We start from the raw sequence: 15,019 nt of genomic DNA on the forward strand, positions 1-15,019 counted from the left end.
TTCGGCGGACTACCCTAGCCGTCCGTTACAGCGTTGCTTGTCCGAGACCGCCGTCGATCGTGACGGTCGTGCCGGTGATGAAGTCGGCTGCCGGCGAACTGAGAAACGCCACGGTCTTTCCGAGCCCCTGTGGATCCCCGATGTGACCGACCGGAATACTGCTCCCACGAGCGGCCAGCCCCTCCTCGTAGGAGTCGTACTCGTCTCGCTCGACGGCCTGCTCGACCAGAGATCTGATTCGGTCGGTCTCGTGCGGGCCGGGGAGGACGGCGTTCACTCGGACCTCGGGAGCGAATTCGCGCGAGAGCGTTTTCTCGAGACCGACGACGGCCATCCGAACGGAGTTCGACAGTACCAGCGAGTCGATCGCCTCCTTCACACTCCTCGAGGTGATGTTCACTATCGTCCCGCCACCATCCTCGCGGAGCGGGTCCGCACTCTCTCGGACCAGTCTGACGACGCTCATGACGAGCAATCGATGGGCCTCGTTCCAGTCTTCGTCGGTCGTTTCCATGAACGGCCCACTCGGCGGACCCCCAGCCGAGGTGACCAGGTGATCGATACCGCCGAACTCGTCCAGCGTTCGTTCGACGAGTGCAGAGACGTCACTCTCGTTCGTGATATCTCCCTGCTGTCCGACGACCGAGCCCTCCCCGACGCTCTCGAGGTGAGAGACGGCCTCATCTAACTGTCCTTCGTCTCGGCCGTTGATCACTACGTTCGCCCCTTCGCGAGCGAGTTCTGTTGCCGCAGCGCGCCCGAGCCCGCTACTCGATGCGCTCACGAGTGCCGTGTTACCATGGATATCTAGATCCATGGGCACACCGTCACAGCACACACACATTTCTCTTGCGGTCAGAGCGTCGAGACCCACGGCGTTCGCGTAAGCCGTCGGCGCCGGAGCCACCGTCCCGACCACCCGACTTTATATTCCGGCACTTGCTTCGGAGAAGTATGCGGATCACATCGATCGACGGCTACGCGCTGTCCTCACCGATCGACCCGGAACAGGAGCGAGTGTTTCACGGTGGGGTCAGAACGCTGCGAAAACGGGACGTCGTACTCGTGGTCGTCGAAACCGCCGACGGCACCCGCGGGGTGGCACCCTCGGGAGCGAGCAGTTCCGCGATGCGGGAGTACTTCGAGGACGACTCACAGGGCTCGTTCGCCGACCTGATCGAAGGACCGATCGCTGCTCGACTTGAGGGCGAACAGATTGACGACCCCGCTGACGTCGCCCATCTGCTCGAGGACGTAGACGTTCCTACGCGTCTCCGAGAGCAAGCAGTCGCCGCGCTCGACGTCGCACTATACGACGTGCGCGGTCGCGAACTCGGCGCGCCAATATACGAGTTGCTCGCCGAGCTGACGGACGAAACGCCGACCACGGACCTCCCCCTGTACGCGAGCGCCGGGATGTACATGCAACCGGATGCCTACGCGGAGCAGGCCGCGCTCATCGAGGACGCCGGGTTCCTCGGCTATAAGTATCGGCCCGGAATCGGACCAGACGGCGACCGGCGTATCCTCGAACTACTCGTCGAACGGACGGGAATCGACCCGATGATCGACGCACACACCTGGTGGAAGATCGAAGGTGATGCGTACGACAGAGAAACCGTCAGATCCCTCGTCGAACACGCTGGCGACCACGGGGCCTACTGGGTCGAAGAGCCGGTCGCGCCGGACGACTACGACGGATACCGGGCGTTATCGGACCTAGGCGTTCCACTCGCCGGTGGAGAGAGCGAACACTCAGCGGCCGGGCTCATCGACCTCGCCGAGACCGGTTCCGTGAGCTACCTCCAGGGCGACGTTCGCCATCACGGCGGCTTCACTGGCTGCTGGGACGCAGTGACCCACTGCGTCGGACGCGAGATCGAGTACGTCCCACACAACTTCGGGACCTGGCTGGGGCTGATCGCCAACGCTCACGTCGTGGCCGCCGCCCCCGAAACCAGTCTCCTCGAGTACCCGGTCTTCGAGCGCGATCCCGTGATCGACGTCGACGGCGATCCTGGGATGTACCCCTTCGATCTCGCCTTCGACGTGATAACCGGTGAAGTCGACGTTCACGACGGCTTCCTCCGAGTACCGGACGGTCCTGGCCTCGGGGTGGATGTCGATCTCTCGGTCGTTGAGGAGTACCCGTTCATCGAGGGGCCGTGGACGACGTTCGATTACGACGAGTAATACCACGTTATCAACCGATCGGTTCGCCAGGACGAGTTCAGGGTGGTGGGGCCGAGCCACCAGTACCAGTGTGTCGACGTGTTGCCGATATCCGTATCCCATACATCGTTCGACAGCATCGAACGAGAGGACTAGAGGAATCGATAGCAAGCGAGAAGCACGGCAGTCGTCGTGCCCAAAGCCAGCAAGAATTACGTCCATCTTCGACCGGACGGCGTTCGCTCGAAGTACGACGCTCGAAAGGCGTTTTACAGAGGGGAATGAATATTCCCCCATGCCGAACCCAGTTGCCAGATGCTCCGACGCGTTTGATTACAGGCGGAATAAAACTATCCCGACGAGCGGAGTACAGAATTGTTTCTCGGGCCGATTGCCCCAAAACGGCAGCTCAGCGAGGGTACGAGGGTCGGCACCAATAGATCGAAGGGGAGGTGACATTAAATTGTCCAAACACCGAGCGAGGTGTTCTCCAGGGGCGAATTCGAGTTCTCCTGTGGTTGGCAGATTTTCAAACAGATCGGAAACACGTTTGGTCGCGCGACTCGGGGTCGCCGAGAGGCGGACCCAGGGACGAACTCGAGATGGTACCGATCCGATCACCGCGTTTTCAAAACATGACCTTCCCGGCCGAGACGTTGAAATCCTGGCCGGTTATCCGGTCCGAATCCTCGGAGCAGAGGAACGCTACGAGGTTCGCGACGTCCTCTCTTTTGACAAATTCACCCCGTGCCGACGCCGACAGGGAGTTCTGTCGGAGCTCCTCGGGTGTGCGACCGGTCCACTCGGCCTGTTTCTCGAAGACTCGCTCGATCCGAGGACCGTCGACCGAGCCCGGACAGACCGCATTCACGTTGATATCATGCTCTCCGACTTCGGCTGCGAGAGATCTAGTGAACCCGATCAGCCCCATCTTCGACGCAGCGTACGGGGTTCGTCGTTTGCGAGGTCTCTTTCCGGTGACGGACGCGATATTCACGATCCGCCCGAACCCTTGTCGTTTCATCACCGGGAGTACCTCCCTGCAGGTCAGAAACGGTCCGCGGAGGTTGATCTCGACCGTGTCGTCCCACGCGTCAATGGTGGTATCCTCGCAGCGTGACGTCGGACCGGCGATCCCCGCGTTGTTGACCAGGAAATCGATCGAATCGAACGCCTCTAAGGAGGCTTCGACGGCGGATTCGACGCTTTCTGGGCGCCTGAGATCCATGTGAACGCCCAGCCCTCGCTGGTCGTTAGCCTCGACGAGCGACGTCGTTTCCTCGACACCCTCGTCGTCGATATCCGCCACCACGATATCGATTCCTCGGTTTGCCAGTTCGACGGAGATACCCCGACCGATACCGCGCCCGCCGCCTGTGACGATCGCCGTGTCATTTGAAGACATACGACGTAGATCGGCTCCGATGGCAATAAAGTACTGTCGGTCGGAGCATACGAGGGATGGTAGTACCCGTTCGTAAAATGATAGCGCAGGCACGATTCGCGACATCATTCGAACCGACACCGACTGATCACTACCCCTCGCGAACACAACCGGAGTCCTTTCTACATTCTCAGACCTCGAAGACCGGTGTCGAGCAGGTCCTCAGGATCTTCGAACTGAAATCCATCCGGATCGACGTCGATAAGTCACGAGTCGATCTTTTTCCTCCTCGTATGTCGGTTCCGGGTTGTGCTCGGCTATTACATACATACAACTGTAAGGTGGAAATGAGTTATCCGGATCACATAGACGTGGTTCGACCGAGCGGACGGGAGTCGTACGAGTAGACGAACTCACCCGTTCTCCACCAGTATTTCCCGAGAGATAGACCGTCGTACGCCGAACGGGACCAACCTGGAAGGAGACCGATTCCCCCAAAGTATCGGGTGAGGTTCATCCATCGCATCACGACTTTTACGAATATAGTACGTTAAGTGAAATTACGCGTGCACTGTTTATCAGCATATCAGGTATCTCCTCTTCACACAGCTCCTCACTCGCTCTCTTTTTCGGTATCGAGATGCTAAGCGCGCCGAAAACGGTCCCATCATCGGCGACGATCGGTGTCGCGACACAACAGATACCAGGGATCCGCTCCTCCCAATCAGTGGCGTATTTGCTCTGATTTATTTTGTCCAGTTCGTCGAGAAGGTCGTCCTTAGAGGTAAGCGTGTTCGACGTGTCTTTGGGCAGTGGTTCGGAACCGAGGATCTCCTCGCGCCGTTGCTCGCTCACATGCGCAAGGATGGACTTCCCAGCTGCGGTGGAGTGAAGGTGAACTCGAGAGCCGATGTGAGTATCGACGACTACGGCCCTCGCTCCGCGTGCTTGGTAGAGGAAATAGCCCACTCCATCCTGTTCGACGGTTATCTGTGCACGCTCCCCGGTTTGTTCCGCGAGGTCGTCCACTTCTGGTTTGGCGACTTGGTATAGCTTCCCGTATTTTCCGGCCGTCTGGACGTATCCACCGAGTGTGAGCGCCATAAGGCCGGTTCTGTACTCACCGTTTTCCTCGACTACGTATCCACGTTCTTGAAGCGTCTTTACATGCGCGTGGAGCGTGCTCTTCGATAGCGTTAGGTTGTCCGCGAGGACACTCAGTGAGCAGCCACGTTGCCGATAGATCTCTTCGAGAACGTCCAGAGAGTTCTGTGTCGCCTGAATTTTTTTCCCACTGGTTCCGTCCATTCTATTGGATGGTTACCGGGCATCGGTATTACTCTTAGTACTCTATTGAATATCGATCAAATCAGCCGATGTCGCGAAATTTGAAGGATGAAATCGAGGAATTCGATTTTGTAATGGAAATCGATGGCTGTGTTGACTCGCCATAAGGCGGTGGAGTTCACTGTTACGCGGCTCGCTTGATGTTTAAAACGACACACATCAGGGCGAGTTCTCGGATGGTTCTTAACTGTTCCTTCGAGTCGGTTCGACCCACTGACGACCACGAAACCGATTCGATCCACCGCACCCGTCTCATGGTTCGAGGCGGTTCGATGGACTCGCATCGAGCGACCGTCCGCGGTAAATATTTATCAGTGGCGTACCGTGCGTTTTCATGGAACGTACGATCAGAGGCAATTCTCCGATCATCGAAGAAAGTGCGGTCGTATCCGATCAGGCGTACCTCATCGGTAACGTCGAGATCAAGGACGAAGCCAGCGTCTGGCCGTTCGTCTGCATCCGCGGGGACACTGGCCCAGTCGAGATCGGCCGTCGAACCAACGTCCAAGAGTTCTCGATGATTCACGGCTCTTCGATAGGGGACAATGTGACCGTCGGCCACAACGTCGTCATCGACTTCGCGGAGGTCAAGTCGAACAGCCTCATCGGTATCACGAGCGTCATCTTAGACGACGCGACGGTCGAATCCAACTGCTTGGTTGCGGCGGGAAGCGTCGTGATGAGCGGACAGACAATCCCAGAAGGGCACCTTGCGTACGGGACGCCGGCACAGACGAAGGAACTGACCGACGAACAGAGAGCCATGATCGAGCGGATCACCGACCACTACGTCGAGCTGGGCCAGGAGTTCGCCGCCGAGGACGGGATCTAACTCAGTTCCGAGACTAAGGTGCAATTTTCGACGGGATCGGACTGGTGAAACCACGGCTCGGTCCTTCGATCGCGTCTCTCGTCGCTCGACCGCACAGAAGGGTTCCGAAGAGTCGGTGTTGACGAGGAGACAAATTCTTTATACGGTCCCCGTGCCGTGTGGGGTACGTGCGATGATACCAGCAGACAGAATCGGCGTAGACGTCGGTGTTCGACTTCCTCTGGAGGGCGCGGTGCAGTGGGCCGTGGACGAAGGGGTGACATATGTCGACGTGCGGCCGACTGATGAGATCCTCGAGAGCGGCGGCCTCGACGACGAGACCGAATCGAAGCTCGTAGAAACGATCGCAGACGACGGGATCAGCCTCGGGTTACACACGCTTTCTGCGATTAACACCGCCGCTTACTCACCCTACGTCGCGGATGGCGTCGAGCAGTACCTCGAGGCGTTCGTCGATCTCGCCGACCGGTTGAACGCCGATCGAATCATCGTCCACGCGGGATACCACTTCACGTCCGACGAGGATGCACGCCGCCGAGCCAGCATGGATCGATTAGCGAGACTCGCTGAGTACGCGGCCGCAAGGGACGTGAAACTGCTCCTCGAAAATATGAACCCGGAACCGGCCGACGCGGAAGTACACTACCTCTGCTCCGAACTCGACGACTGCAAGCGCTACTTCGAGACGTTGTTGTCGGAGACCGTCGCCTGGGCGTTTAACCCCCCGCACGCGAACCTCCATCCGACGGGCGTTCACGGATATCTCGACGAGCTAGATCTCGGAGTATGCGGTGAGGTCCGGCTGAACGACAACCGAGGCATCAAAGAAGAACATCTTCCCATCGGCGAGGGCAATATCGACTTCGAACGGCTGTTCGATACCCTCGAGCGGCGCCAGTATGACGGTCATTATATGCTCGCGTTCGGAACGCTCGAGCAGATGCTCGCGCATCGAAGCGAGCTGGCAACCGCCCACTAGCCGCTCGACACGAGCCAATACGTTGAGGCAGCCACCCGGTAGGTGCACCTATGGAAAATCACAGCCAAGCGTAATATTCCCATTTTCGATCGTCGGTTCGTTCTTACGACGGAATAATCGAACAACCTGCTGTATTATTTGATAATGTCGAACGAAGACTGGGATTATTATTTATGGTCATTTTCTACCTGAATTTCCTCCAATATCGATGCAAATTACATACATACTATTGTAATAGATGCTTCGCCGACTATCATCGATCGAGTACTATCAGCAAATTCGGATTTTCGGGAAATTCGATTCGTGACCGCATTATCCAATTACTGTAATCAGGAAGGAAATGCTAGTTCTCTTCTTTTGGACTCTATCGTGTGAAACAATCCGAGACCCAGTTCGACAATGTCGAATTCTGGATCACTCTCGGAGCGACTGGCTTTAAGAGCGTTGCCGGTACTGACCACTGCATGGAGCTGAACCCCACCGAGCACAACTCCAGAACGATATATCGGATCATGACGACGGTGACGGCTCCGAGGCCGATTGCCTGGATTAGCTCGATGGACTCCGATGGGAACGACAACCTCGCGCCGTACAGCCACTATAACAACGTCTGCGCCGCTCCACCCGTAGTGATGTTCTCTGCAGGAACGCACCGCGGCCTCAAAGACACGACGAGGAACGTCCTCGAGACCGAAGAGTTCGTGATCAACGCGGTTACGACGCCGCTCGTAGAGAAGATGGACAGCACGAGCGCCACGCTGGAGCCCGGTGACAGTGAGTTCGGCTGGGCGAATATTGCGCGTGAGGAGTCCACAGCCGTCTCACCCCCTCGCGTCGCGGAATCACCCGTCCACCTCGAATGCATTCTGTACGACTCGATGGACGTGTACAACAATCGGATGATCCTTGGCGAGGTCATACACATCCACATCGACGATAGCCTGTTGACCGAAGGCAAGGTGGACTCCCAGAAGTTCGATCCGGTCGGCCGACTGGGCGGCCCGTACTACACCGAGACGAGGATCATGGATGCCCAACGACAGTACTAACGCCGGCGCGGCGTCCGGATCGTCCGTCTCTCCGGTCTGGACAGTCACCGCGATGGTCGGGCTCGCCGAGATTTTCATCGGCGCCGTCGGCATCGTCATCACGGATGCGACGTTGTTCAGCGTCGATTCAATCTACACGATGTTGTTGTACGTGGGATTGATCTGGTATTCGATAACGATGTTGACGAAACCCTATGTTACGCGCGGCTGATCCGCACGGTCGGTATCACCACTCGGCGAACTGGTTCGCGTCGTCCAGTGGTGAGTCAAGCGAAGTGATACGCTTCGAGCGCTGCTCGGTGGTCGTCCGGAACCGGTTTTGACGTTTCGGTCGCTACATCAATGAAGACCTGCTTGGTCTTCGCCTCCGCGACGGTTTCGGCGCCGTTCGTGATCGTGTACGCCCTGGAGATGCTCGACCGTCCTATATCTGAGAGTTCGATCCCGACGGTGAGCGTATCCTCGATCGTGACTGGCTTTCGGTAATCGATCTCCAAACGGACGATGACGGAGTCGATCTCGTAGGGGAGCTTATCGAAAACCTCCTTGTAATACCGAGTGCGCGCTTGCTCGAGGTACGTCGCGTATACGGCGTGATTCACGTGCGCGTACGGATCGAGATCGCGAAACCGCACCTCGATCTTCGTGGTGAACTCTCTGGGCATCGTCGTTACCGGATGTCCGGGGTGGGATAGAGGCCACCGTTCACGTGGAGAATCTGGCCGGTGATATAAGACGCTTTATCGGACGCCAGAAAGAGGCAGGCGTCTGCCACCTCTTCGATGGTTCCCCGTCGCTTCAGTGCTGTCGTCTGTTCGACCTGTTTCATGTGCTCCTTCCAGTCAGCAGAACGGTTCGCGTGATCCCGTTCGGTATCGATCAATCCCGGCGAGATGCCGTTAATCCGGATCCCATCAGGCCCTAGCTCCTTCGCGAGCGCTCTGACCAGCCCCTCGATCCCGAATTTCGTGCTGAACGAGTGGACGCGACTTGGATCGCCGAGATACACCAAGGCACCGAGGAGGTTGATCACCGATCCGCTGCCCGTCTCGGCCATCTCCGGGGCGACTAACTGCGTCGTGAGGAACATGGAGCGAAGGTTGACGTCACAAACGTAGTTCCAATCATCGACCGTGATCTCGGCGAACGGTTTCTGCGGCCGCGTTGTCGCGTTGTTCACGAGTACGTCTATCGACCCGAGTTCGTCTTGCACGTTGTCCATCATTCGGGTGATCTGGTCCGGATCCTGTAACTCGCAGAGCGAAATATGGGACTCACCACCCGCACGTTCCACCAGTCTCGCCGTCTCTTCGCACCCCTCTCGATCAGAGTGCGCAGTCACGCCGACGTCGGCTCCGGCCTCGGCTACCGAGACAGCGATCTGCCTGCCGATATTTTTACTCGAGCCGGTTACAAGCGCTGTCTTGCCCTCAAGATCCATGCAAGAGAGTCACGCTGATACCAGTATAAGGTTTTCTCTCACGGTTTCAATTCGAACGCGCACGCTCAGATACCGAGACTCCGTGCGGTGAGCTATGCTGCCGTATCACTGATCGTTTACGTATGACCACGGCGGAAGCGATATCATGTTCGGCCGGGGTGCGGTGGAGGCCGTCGACGAGACCCTCCCCGACGGTCCCGATGCGAGCGCGCTGCTCGTTTGCGACTCGAACTCCTCTAGGAAACGGACGGCGACGTGATCATTGGCGTCGGCGGCGGAAGTACCCTCGACATAGCGCGGCAGATGAGCGTGTTTGTCGCCGATGGGCGCTCGTATGCGGACTTTATCGACGAAGCTCGGAAAGGAATCCTGCGACCGCCGGATCCGACCGCCGTGATGCACTCCGTCGTCGTTATCCCGACGACGTTCGCCGGCGCCGCCGATTCGAGCGGCGGCTCGATCGAAGTGCTGGGCATCGAGGGATCGCCCACGGAATACCCGATTCGAACGGGGGATCGAACCGACCGATCGGGATGGTCTACGATCCAGACCTCTTCGAAACCACGCTGTGGTCGGCGCCCGCAGGATCGGTCATGAAGGGGTTTAACAAAGGCCTCGAGACGATTTATTCGAACTCGTCTACGCCGATCAACTCCGCGACTGCCGTACACAGACTCCGGTTGGTGACGGATTCGCTCCCGGTGGTCGGAGCGGACGACGATTCCGAAGCGCTCGATCGTGCCGTCGTCGGCATCGTGTTAGTGCAGCACAAGCGGCAGACGGACGTGCTGCACGCGTTCGGTCACGGGTTTTCTCGACGGTATCCGGTCCAACAAGGGGTAATTCACGCGATCGTCCCACCGCACGTGCTGGCGTACCTCTTCGAGGCCATCGACAGGTCGAGGGAGCTGCTGGCCGAGGGGCTCGGGATCGATCCGAGGAACCACAATCGGTCTGAGCTGGCGGACGAAATCGTGTGGTCGGTGACGTCCGTCCGAGACGCGTTCGACCTCCCGACCAGGTTTCAAGACGTTCCCGAGATCGATCGGGGTGACTTCCCGGAGCTCGCCGCGTTCCTCGAGGACGCGCTGATGCGTCGAGCCCTCGATGGGTTCGACCCGAACGCGACGGACATCGAGACCGTACTCGAACGGGCTTGGTGACCTATCACGCCCTGGCTTTCGTGAACGATCACGACCGGTACGCTACTCGGGTAGGTCGCTCAACCCGAGAATCTCCCGCGGATTTTCGTAAATAACCCGGCGGACGTCCGCCGGAGAAACGCCGAGTCGAAGCAGGTCGAGTATCGCCTCCTTCATCGCGAACGGGTTTATTTCGGCCATTCCGGTGATGTCCGAGTCGATCAGGATGCGATCCGGACCGTATCGGTCGATCGCATCCGCGACCGCCTCGATGTTAACCTCGTGGATGGTGGAACCGACGCTGAAGCTGAGGTAACAGCCAGTCGACTCCAGGACGAACGGGGTGATCTGCGACGAGGCGTGATCGATTACGAGTTGCTCGTCGGGGAGGCCGACGTCGTCGGCGATCTGCACAGATATCTCCGTCGCACCCCGCTTTGCGGTCTCCGCGGCAAGGGAGTCGCCCGCTTGTGACCCGGCGTCCGGAGCGTGGTCGTGTCCTCCCTCGGTTTTGCTCCGAATGAATGCAGTCTCGTTCGATTTCATATCGGATGGTGTGTGACACAGCACCGGCAAGCCGGTCTCTCGGGCGACTCGCATCTGCTCACCGACGACCATCCGCTGTTCCTTTAGGGTCCAGGGATCCGCGTCGCCGGCTGTCTGCAGCGAGATGCCGGTTTCGCCGATGGCAACGACCTCGTCGAGCGTCGCGTACTCCGAGAGAAGTTCGACCAGCGACTCCCAGTTTTCGGTTCGCGTCCGCGTCGTGTGAACGGCTAGCGCAACATACGCGTCGAAGAAGTGGCTCCGGGACACCGCGTGGCTCTGACGAAGCGTGCCATCCCAGAGCAACCGCAACTCCTCGGCTGCCATCGGTCGGTACGGACCAGCGGTCCCACCGATAAACACGACCGCGTGGCCGCCGGAGAGGTCGATCGCGTGTCTGTCGTTCCAGGAGGTGTTGTGTCCGTGCTGATGGATGTCGATCCACGGAAGCTGCGCTTCGCTCGGCGTGACGTTGTGTTCGAATCCGACGTCCTCCGAGCGAAAGCGACCCATCGGCCGCGCGCTGGGATAATCTCCGGGCATGGGTGTTGACGACGGATCGTGCCGTATAAATAGCTTGCCGCGAACTGGTTGTCTCTTCCGTACGAGGGGAACGGAGTCTGTTTCGAGTGATCGCGACGAAGCACAGGTTTAAAGGCTATTCGAGGCAAGCTATCAGATATGTCATTGGATGACATTACCATAGTGGATTGTACACGCGTCCGCGCGGGCCCGTGGTGCACGCAAATTCTCAGCGAACTCGGAGCGGAAGTGATCAAAATCGAACGTCCTGGCGTCGGCGATTCGGCCCGCGGGAGTTATCCGGAACAAAACGGCATGGGGGTTAACTACATCTCCCGAAATAGAAATAAAAAGAGTGTTACGCTCAATTTGAAGGACGAACGCGGACAGGAGATCGCGAAGGAACTTATCGCGGACGCTGACATCCTCGTCGAGAACTTCAGCCTCGGTGTGATGGAGAAGTTCGGTTTGGGCGCCGAACACCTCATTTCGGAGGTCAATCCGAATCTCATCTACGCGTCGATCAAAGGCTACGGGGAAAAGGGACCGCAGAAGGATCAGAAAGGGGTCGACTTAGTGATGCAAGCCGAGGCAGGGATCATGAGCGTCACCGGCCAGGAAGACGGCGATCCGGTCAAAGTGGGGCAGGCAATCGGCGACATCGGCGCGGGCCTCTACGCGACGATCGCCATCCTGACCGCGTTGCACCACCGTGACAAAACCGGCGAGGGGCAGAAGGTGGAGACGAACCTCTTTGGGACGATAGTCTCGTTCATGGAGGAATACATCACCATGTACGGTATTACGGGCGAAAATCCGACGCCTAAAGGAACGCGGCACCAGACGAGCGTGCCGTATCAGCTGTTCGAAACGAAGGACGGCCACGTCGTCATCAGCACGCTCAGCATGCCGTGGGACGAGTTCGTCACCGAGATCCTGGAACTTCCAGACCACCCGATCTCCGAGTACGACACCGTAGAACTCCGCCAAAACCACTACGACGAGATAATGACGGCGATGGAGCCGAAGATCAAGGAGCGAACGACGAAAGAGTGGCTCGAAATCAGCAATGAGTACGGATTCCCGTGCGGGCCGCTCAACAAGGTGAGCGACGTGGTGTCCCATCCACAGGCGCGGGAGCGCGAATACGTCTTTGAGTACGAAGACGAGAACGTTGGCAACGTGCTCCTGCACGGCCATCCGCTCCACTTCTCGAAGCTGAAGAAGGAAGTGCGGTCGGGCCCACCGCGACTCGGACAGCACACGGACGAGGTTCTGTCCAAGGTGGTGGGCCTCTCGGAGGGGGAAATCGACGATCTCAGGAACGACGGCGCGATCTGATACGGCACCACGGAGGAGGCGCAGAGCCGTAATACCGTAGCGCGGGCGACGTCCCGCGAGAGCCGTCAGTCTCTCCGGGGCACTTCCGCGAGTGAAGTACCGCCAAACCGCAAACGCTTATTGCATAGTATCCGCAACAGGGGGCCATGACTGGTTCAGTCACGACAGCGGTCAGTAACGGTGTGTGTACCGTAACGCTCAGTAACCCGGGTAAGCGGAACGCAATCGGCTTCGAAATGCTCCGTGACCTGATCGAAACGTTCGAGTCGCTCAACGTGAGCGATGAACACCACGTCGTCGTTCTCAGAGGGGAAGGCAACAAAGCGTTCAGCGCAGGGTTCGATCTCACCGTCGATCGAACGGAGCAGACGGAAGAGGAAAAACAGCTCTGGCCGAAGATGATCCAGACGATCGAGTCGTACGACTATCCAACGATTGCGATGATCAACGGAGCCACCTACGGCGGAGCGATGGAGGTGATCTCGACGTGTGACCTGCGGATAGGCGTCAAGGATGCGACGTTCGGAATTACGCCTGCGAAGATCGGGCTGGTCTACAAGGGAACCTCCATCCAGCGGGTGGTACGAGTGGTCGGCTTCCCCAACGCGAAAGAACTCCTGTACACCGGCGAAGGTATCGATGCGGAACGGGCGAAGGAGATGGGCCTTTTGAACCATCTCGTGTCGAGAGACGAACTCGAAGAGACCTCGTACGAGCTTGCGACCACGATCGCGAAAAACGCACCACTCTCGCTCAAATACATGAAGGATATCTTTAGGAACTTAGAATCGACGGGCACACCCTCCGAAATGGAGCAAATGTGGGTCAGAAGAGTTCGCGACGAGGTGTTCGCGAGCGAGGATCACAAGGAAGGTATCGCTGCCTTCAGCGAGGGACGGGAGCCGAATTTCATTGGGAAGTAGCGGCGGTAGTTCGAGATCACGCGGACGACTTGCTGATTCGACGCTGTTCGCGCTTCGGGTGCCGTCACGATCCGAAAGAAGACCATGGGAACAAACGATACAGTACGTAATGCGTCGGCGTTCGTGGATAGCGATCGAATTTAATATAACTACCACTTATTGAGTTATTCCCCAAAATTTATAATCACTAGTTCGTAATAATCGTGAATCGTTAAGTATTTATTTAGGGGATTCATGTCTGACACTGTCATGCGAAGACGTAGATTCGTCCAAGCAGCAGGCAGTATCACAGCAGTCGGTCTGGCTGGCTGCCTCAGCGAGGACGATGACGACAATGGCGCCGACGATGGAAACGGAGCCGACGATGGAAACGGCGCCGACGATGGAAACGGCGCCGACGATGGAAACGGCGCCGACGACACTGACGACGGCGATCTGGAGTATCCGACCGACGATCTCCGTTTCGTGGTTCCATACTCGGCCGGGGGGGGCAGCGACAATTACGCTCGCACCATCGCCGAGACGATGGGAGAGATCATCGGCGAGAGCATCGCTGTCGAAAACCACGAAGGCTCCGGCGGAATGGTCGGCACTAACGAGGTTGCGGATCCGGACCGAGGTGGACACGATTACCTCACGCACAACCTTCCAACGATCGCACTCGAATACCTCCAGCAGGGAATCGACATCTTCGACATCGACGACTTCAGAGGGATGGCCCTCGGCGTGTACGCGACGACGCCCAGGCTCATCGTCACCAATCCGGATCTCGAGGTCGACTCCTACGAGGAGTTCATCGAGATGGCTCCGGACCTGGACTACGGTCACCCCGGTGGGACCGAACTGGCCATGCTCCAACTCGCCGAGGAACACCACGGGCTCGAAGTCGGAGGGTCGATCACGTACGACGGCGGAGCTGACGTGGCGCAGGCCGTCGCATCCGGCGAGCTGGACGCCGGATCCGCCCCCGAGAACAGCTTCACCGGACCGGTCGACTCCGGAGAGATCAACGCCTTCGTCAGTTGGGTCAGCACGGGCTCGAACCTGTGGCCGGACACGCCGACGATGGCCGATGAAGGCTACGAAGAGTTCGACTGGATAACGAATACGCAGCGAGCGATGTGGACGAATCCGGGAACGGACGAGGAGATCCTCGAATACCTGGAGGAGGTCCTCGAAGAGACCATGACGTCCGACGACCTCCAAGAGTGGTCTGACGAAACGGGTAACCACATAACGTTCAGGTCGAGAGAGGACGCAAACAACGAATTCGTCGAAGCGCTCGAAGGGCTCGAAGAAGAAATCGACTTAGACGAATTATAGCACCGCCTTGCATCTTTT

The 15,019-nt window shown here is 58.3% G+C and carries 16 protein-coding genes; 10 read left to right on the top strand and 6 right to left on the bottom strand.

Annotated elements, in window-relative coordinates:
- Positions 1–25 precede the first annotated feature (25 nt).
- On the bottom strand, positions 26–817 hold the full coding sequence (locus V2L32_RS18785) for an SDR family oxidoreductase (protein WP_331234100.1): 792 nt from the start codon (positions 815–817) through the stop codon (positions 26–28).
- Between the two features lie 137 nt (positions 818–954).
- Here V2L32_RS18785 and V2L32_RS18790 point away from each other — a divergent pair, with 137 nt between their 5' ends.
- Positions 955–2,193 (top strand): mandelate racemase/muconate lactonizing enzyme family protein, encoded by a 1,239-nt coding sequence (locus V2L32_RS18790; RefSeq protein ID WP_331234101.1) that lies wholly within the window; start codon positions 955–957, stop codon positions 2,191–2,193.
- 607 nt (positions 2,194–2,800) lie between these two features.
- Here the strand turns inward: V2L32_RS18790 and V2L32_RS18795 are convergent.
- Positions 2,801–3,577 (bottom strand): SDR family NAD(P)-dependent oxidoreductase, encoded by a 777-nt coding sequence (locus V2L32_RS18795; RefSeq protein ID WP_409348455.1) that lies wholly within the window; start codon positions 3,575–3,577, stop codon positions 2,801–2,803.
- Between the two features lie 513 nt (positions 3,578–4,090).
- Positions 4,091–4,864, bottom strand: coding sequence for an IclR family transcriptional regulator (locus V2L32_RS18800; RefSeq protein ID WP_331234103.1), 774 nt, complete (start codon positions 4,862–4,864; stop codon positions 4,091–4,093).
- 373 nt (positions 4,865–5,237) lie between these two features.
- Between V2L32_RS18800 and V2L32_RS18805 the strand changes: the two genes are divergently transcribed.
- The 4 genes from V2L32_RS18805 (at position 5,238) to V2L32_RS18820 (ending at position 7,974) form a co-directional block, all read left to right on the top strand.
- On the top strand, positions 5,238–5,735 hold the full coding sequence (locus V2L32_RS18805; protein ID WP_331234104.1) for a gamma carbonic anhydrase family protein: 498 nt from the start codon (positions 5,238–5,240) through the stop codon (positions 5,733–5,735).
- A gap of 118 nt (positions 5,736–5,853) precedes the next feature.
- Positions 5,854–6,714 carry a sugar phosphate isomerase/epimerase family protein gene (locus V2L32_RS18810; protein WP_331234105.1) on the top strand — a complete coding sequence of 287 codons (861 nt, stop codon included), beginning with the start codon at positions 5,854–5,856 and terminating at the stop codon, positions 6,712–6,714.
- 464 nt (positions 6,715–7,178) lie between these two features.
- Positions 7,179–7,763: a flavin reductase family protein gene (locus V2L32_RS18815; RefSeq protein WP_331234106.1), complete on the top strand. Its 585-nt coding sequence runs from the start codon at positions 7,179–7,181 to the stop codon at positions 7,761–7,763.
- Positions 7,744–7,974, top strand: coding sequence for a hypothetical protein (locus V2L32_RS18820; protein ID WP_331234108.1), 231 nt, complete (start codon positions 7,744–7,746; stop codon positions 7,972–7,974). The genes V2L32_RS18815 and V2L32_RS18820 overlap by 20 nt, the downstream gene beginning before the upstream one ends.
- A 55-nt stretch (positions 7,975–8,029) precedes the next feature.
- Here V2L32_RS18820 and V2L32_RS18825 read toward each other — a convergent pair whose 3' ends face one another.
- Positions 8,030–8,428 (bottom strand): acyl-CoA thioesterase, encoded by a 399-nt coding sequence (locus V2L32_RS18825; RefSeq protein ID WP_331234109.1) that lies wholly within the window; start codon positions 8,426–8,428, stop codon positions 8,030–8,032.
- A gap of 5 nt (positions 8,429–8,433) precedes the next feature.
- The gene (locus V2L32_RS18830; protein WP_331234110.1) at positions 8,434–9,204 is read right to left on the bottom strand and encodes an SDR family NAD(P)-dependent oxidoreductase; all 771 of its coding nucleotides are present in this window, start codon (positions 9,202–9,204) and stop codon (positions 8,434–8,436) included.
- A gap of 303 nt (positions 9,205–9,507) precedes the next feature.
- On the opposite strand from V2L32_RS18830, the gene V2L32_RS21185 reads away from it, so the two are divergent.
- The gene (locus tag V2L32_RS21185; RefSeq protein WP_409348456.1) at positions 9,508–9,801 is read left to right on the top strand and encodes a hypothetical protein; all 294 of its coding nucleotides are present in this window, start codon (positions 9,508–9,510) and stop codon (positions 9,799–9,801) included.
- Positions 9,798–10,367 (top strand): hypothetical protein, encoded by a 570-nt coding sequence (locus V2L32_RS18835; RefSeq protein WP_457852207.1) that lies wholly within the window; start codon positions 9,798–9,800, stop codon positions 10,365–10,367. Before V2L32_RS21185 ends, V2L32_RS18835 begins: the two co-directional genes overlap by 4 nt.
- Positions 10,368–10,409: 42 nt before the next feature.
- Here V2L32_RS18835 and V2L32_RS18840 read toward each other — a convergent pair whose 3' ends face one another.
- Positions 10,410–11,219 (bottom strand): TatD family hydrolase, encoded by an 810-nt coding sequence (locus tag V2L32_RS18840; protein ID WP_331234113.1) that lies wholly within the window; start codon positions 11,217–11,219, stop codon positions 10,410–10,412.
- A gap of 354 nt (positions 11,220–11,573) precedes the next feature.
- Here V2L32_RS18840 and V2L32_RS18845 point away from each other — a divergent pair, with 354 nt between their 5' ends.
- The 3 genes from V2L32_RS18845 (at position 11,574) to V2L32_RS18855 (ending at position 15,001) form a co-directional block, all read left to right on the top strand.
- On the top strand, positions 11,574–12,755 hold the full coding sequence (locus V2L32_RS18845) for a CaiB/BaiF CoA transferase family protein (RefSeq protein WP_331234114.1): 1,182 nt from the start codon (positions 11,574–11,576) through the stop codon (positions 12,753–12,755).
- A gap of 146 nt (positions 12,756–12,901) precedes the next feature.
- A complete protein-coding gene (locus tag V2L32_RS18850; RefSeq protein WP_331234115.1) occupies positions 12,902–13,678 on the top strand; it encodes an enoyl-CoA hydratase/isomerase family protein in 777 nt (258 codons plus the stop codon).
- A 249-nt stretch (positions 13,679–13,927) separates the two neighbouring features.
- Positions 13,928–15,001, top strand: a complete 1,074-nt coding sequence (locus V2L32_RS18855; protein WP_331234116.1) for a Bug family tripartite tricarboxylate transporter substrate binding protein — start codon at positions 13,928–13,930, stop codon at positions 14,999–15,001.
- Positions 15,002–15,019 lie beyond the last annotated feature (18 nt).

The organism is Halalkalicoccus sp. CGA53 (assembly GCF_036429475.1).
GTDB classification, from domain to species: domain Archaea; phylum Halobacteriota; class Halobacteria; order Halobacteriales; family Halalkalicoccaceae; genus Natronorarus; species Natronorarus salvus.

What these genes read in the sequence shown, in the direction of transcription:
- V2L32_RS18785 (WP_331234100.1), bottom strand. Translation starts at nt 817, where the DNA reads ATGGATCTAGATATCCATGGTAACACGGCACTCGTGAGCGCATCGAGT.
- V2L32_RS18790 (WP_331234101.1), top strand. Translation starts at nt 955, where the DNA reads ATGCGGATCACATCGATCGACGGCTACGCGCTGTCCTCACCGATCGAC.
- V2L32_RS18795 (WP_409348455.1), bottom strand. Translation starts at nt 3,577, where the DNA reads ATGTCTTCAAATGACACGGCGATCGTCACAGGCGGCGGGCGCGGTATC.
- V2L32_RS18800 (WP_331234103.1), bottom strand. Translation starts at nt 4,864, where the DNA reads ATGGACGGAACCAGTGGGAAAAAAATTCAGGCGACACAGAACTCTCTG.
- V2L32_RS18805 (WP_331234104.1), top strand. Translation starts at nt 5,238, where the DNA reads ATGGAACGTACGATCAGAGGCAATTCTCCGATCATCGAAGAAAGTGCG.
- V2L32_RS18815 (WP_331234106.1), top strand. Translation starts at nt 7,179, where the DNA reads ATGGAGCTGAACCCCACCGAGCACAACTCCAGAACGATATATCGGATC.
- V2L32_RS18820 (WP_331234108.1), top strand. Translation starts at nt 7,744, where the DNA reads ATGCCCAACGACAGTACTAACGCCGGCGCGGCGTCCGGATCGTCCGTC.
- V2L32_RS18825 (WP_331234109.1), bottom strand. Translation starts at nt 8,428, where the DNA reads ATGCCCAGAGAGTTCACCACGAAGATCGAGGTGCGGTTTCGCGATCTC.
- V2L32_RS18830 (WP_331234110.1), bottom strand. Translation starts at nt 9,204, where the DNA reads ATGGATCTTGAGGGCAAGACAGCGCTTGTAACCGGCTCGAGTAAAAAT.
- V2L32_RS21185 (WP_409348456.1), top strand. Translation starts at nt 9,508, where the DNA reads ATGAGCGTGTTTGTCGCCGATGGGCGCTCGTATGCGGACTTTATCGAC.
- V2L32_RS18835 (WP_457852207.1), top strand. Translation starts at nt 9,798, where the DNA reads ATGAAGGGGTTTAACAAAGGCCTCGAGACGATTTATTCGAACTCGTCT.
- V2L32_RS18840 (WP_331234113.1), bottom strand. Translation starts at nt 11,219, where the DNA reads ATGGCAGCCGAGGAGTTGCGGTTGCTCTGGGATGGCACGCTTCGTCAG.
- V2L32_RS18845 (WP_331234114.1), top strand. Translation starts at nt 11,574, where the DNA reads ATGTCATTGGATGACATTACCATAGTGGATTGTACACGCGTCCGCGCG.
- V2L32_RS18850 (WP_331234115.1), top strand. Translation starts at nt 12,902, where the DNA reads ATGACTGGTTCAGTCACGACAGCGGTCAGTAACGGTGTGTGTACCGTA.
- V2L32_RS18855 (WP_331234116.1), top strand. Translation starts at nt 13,928, where the DNA reads ATGCGAAGACGTAGATTCGTCCAAGCAGCAGGCAGTATCACAGCAGTC.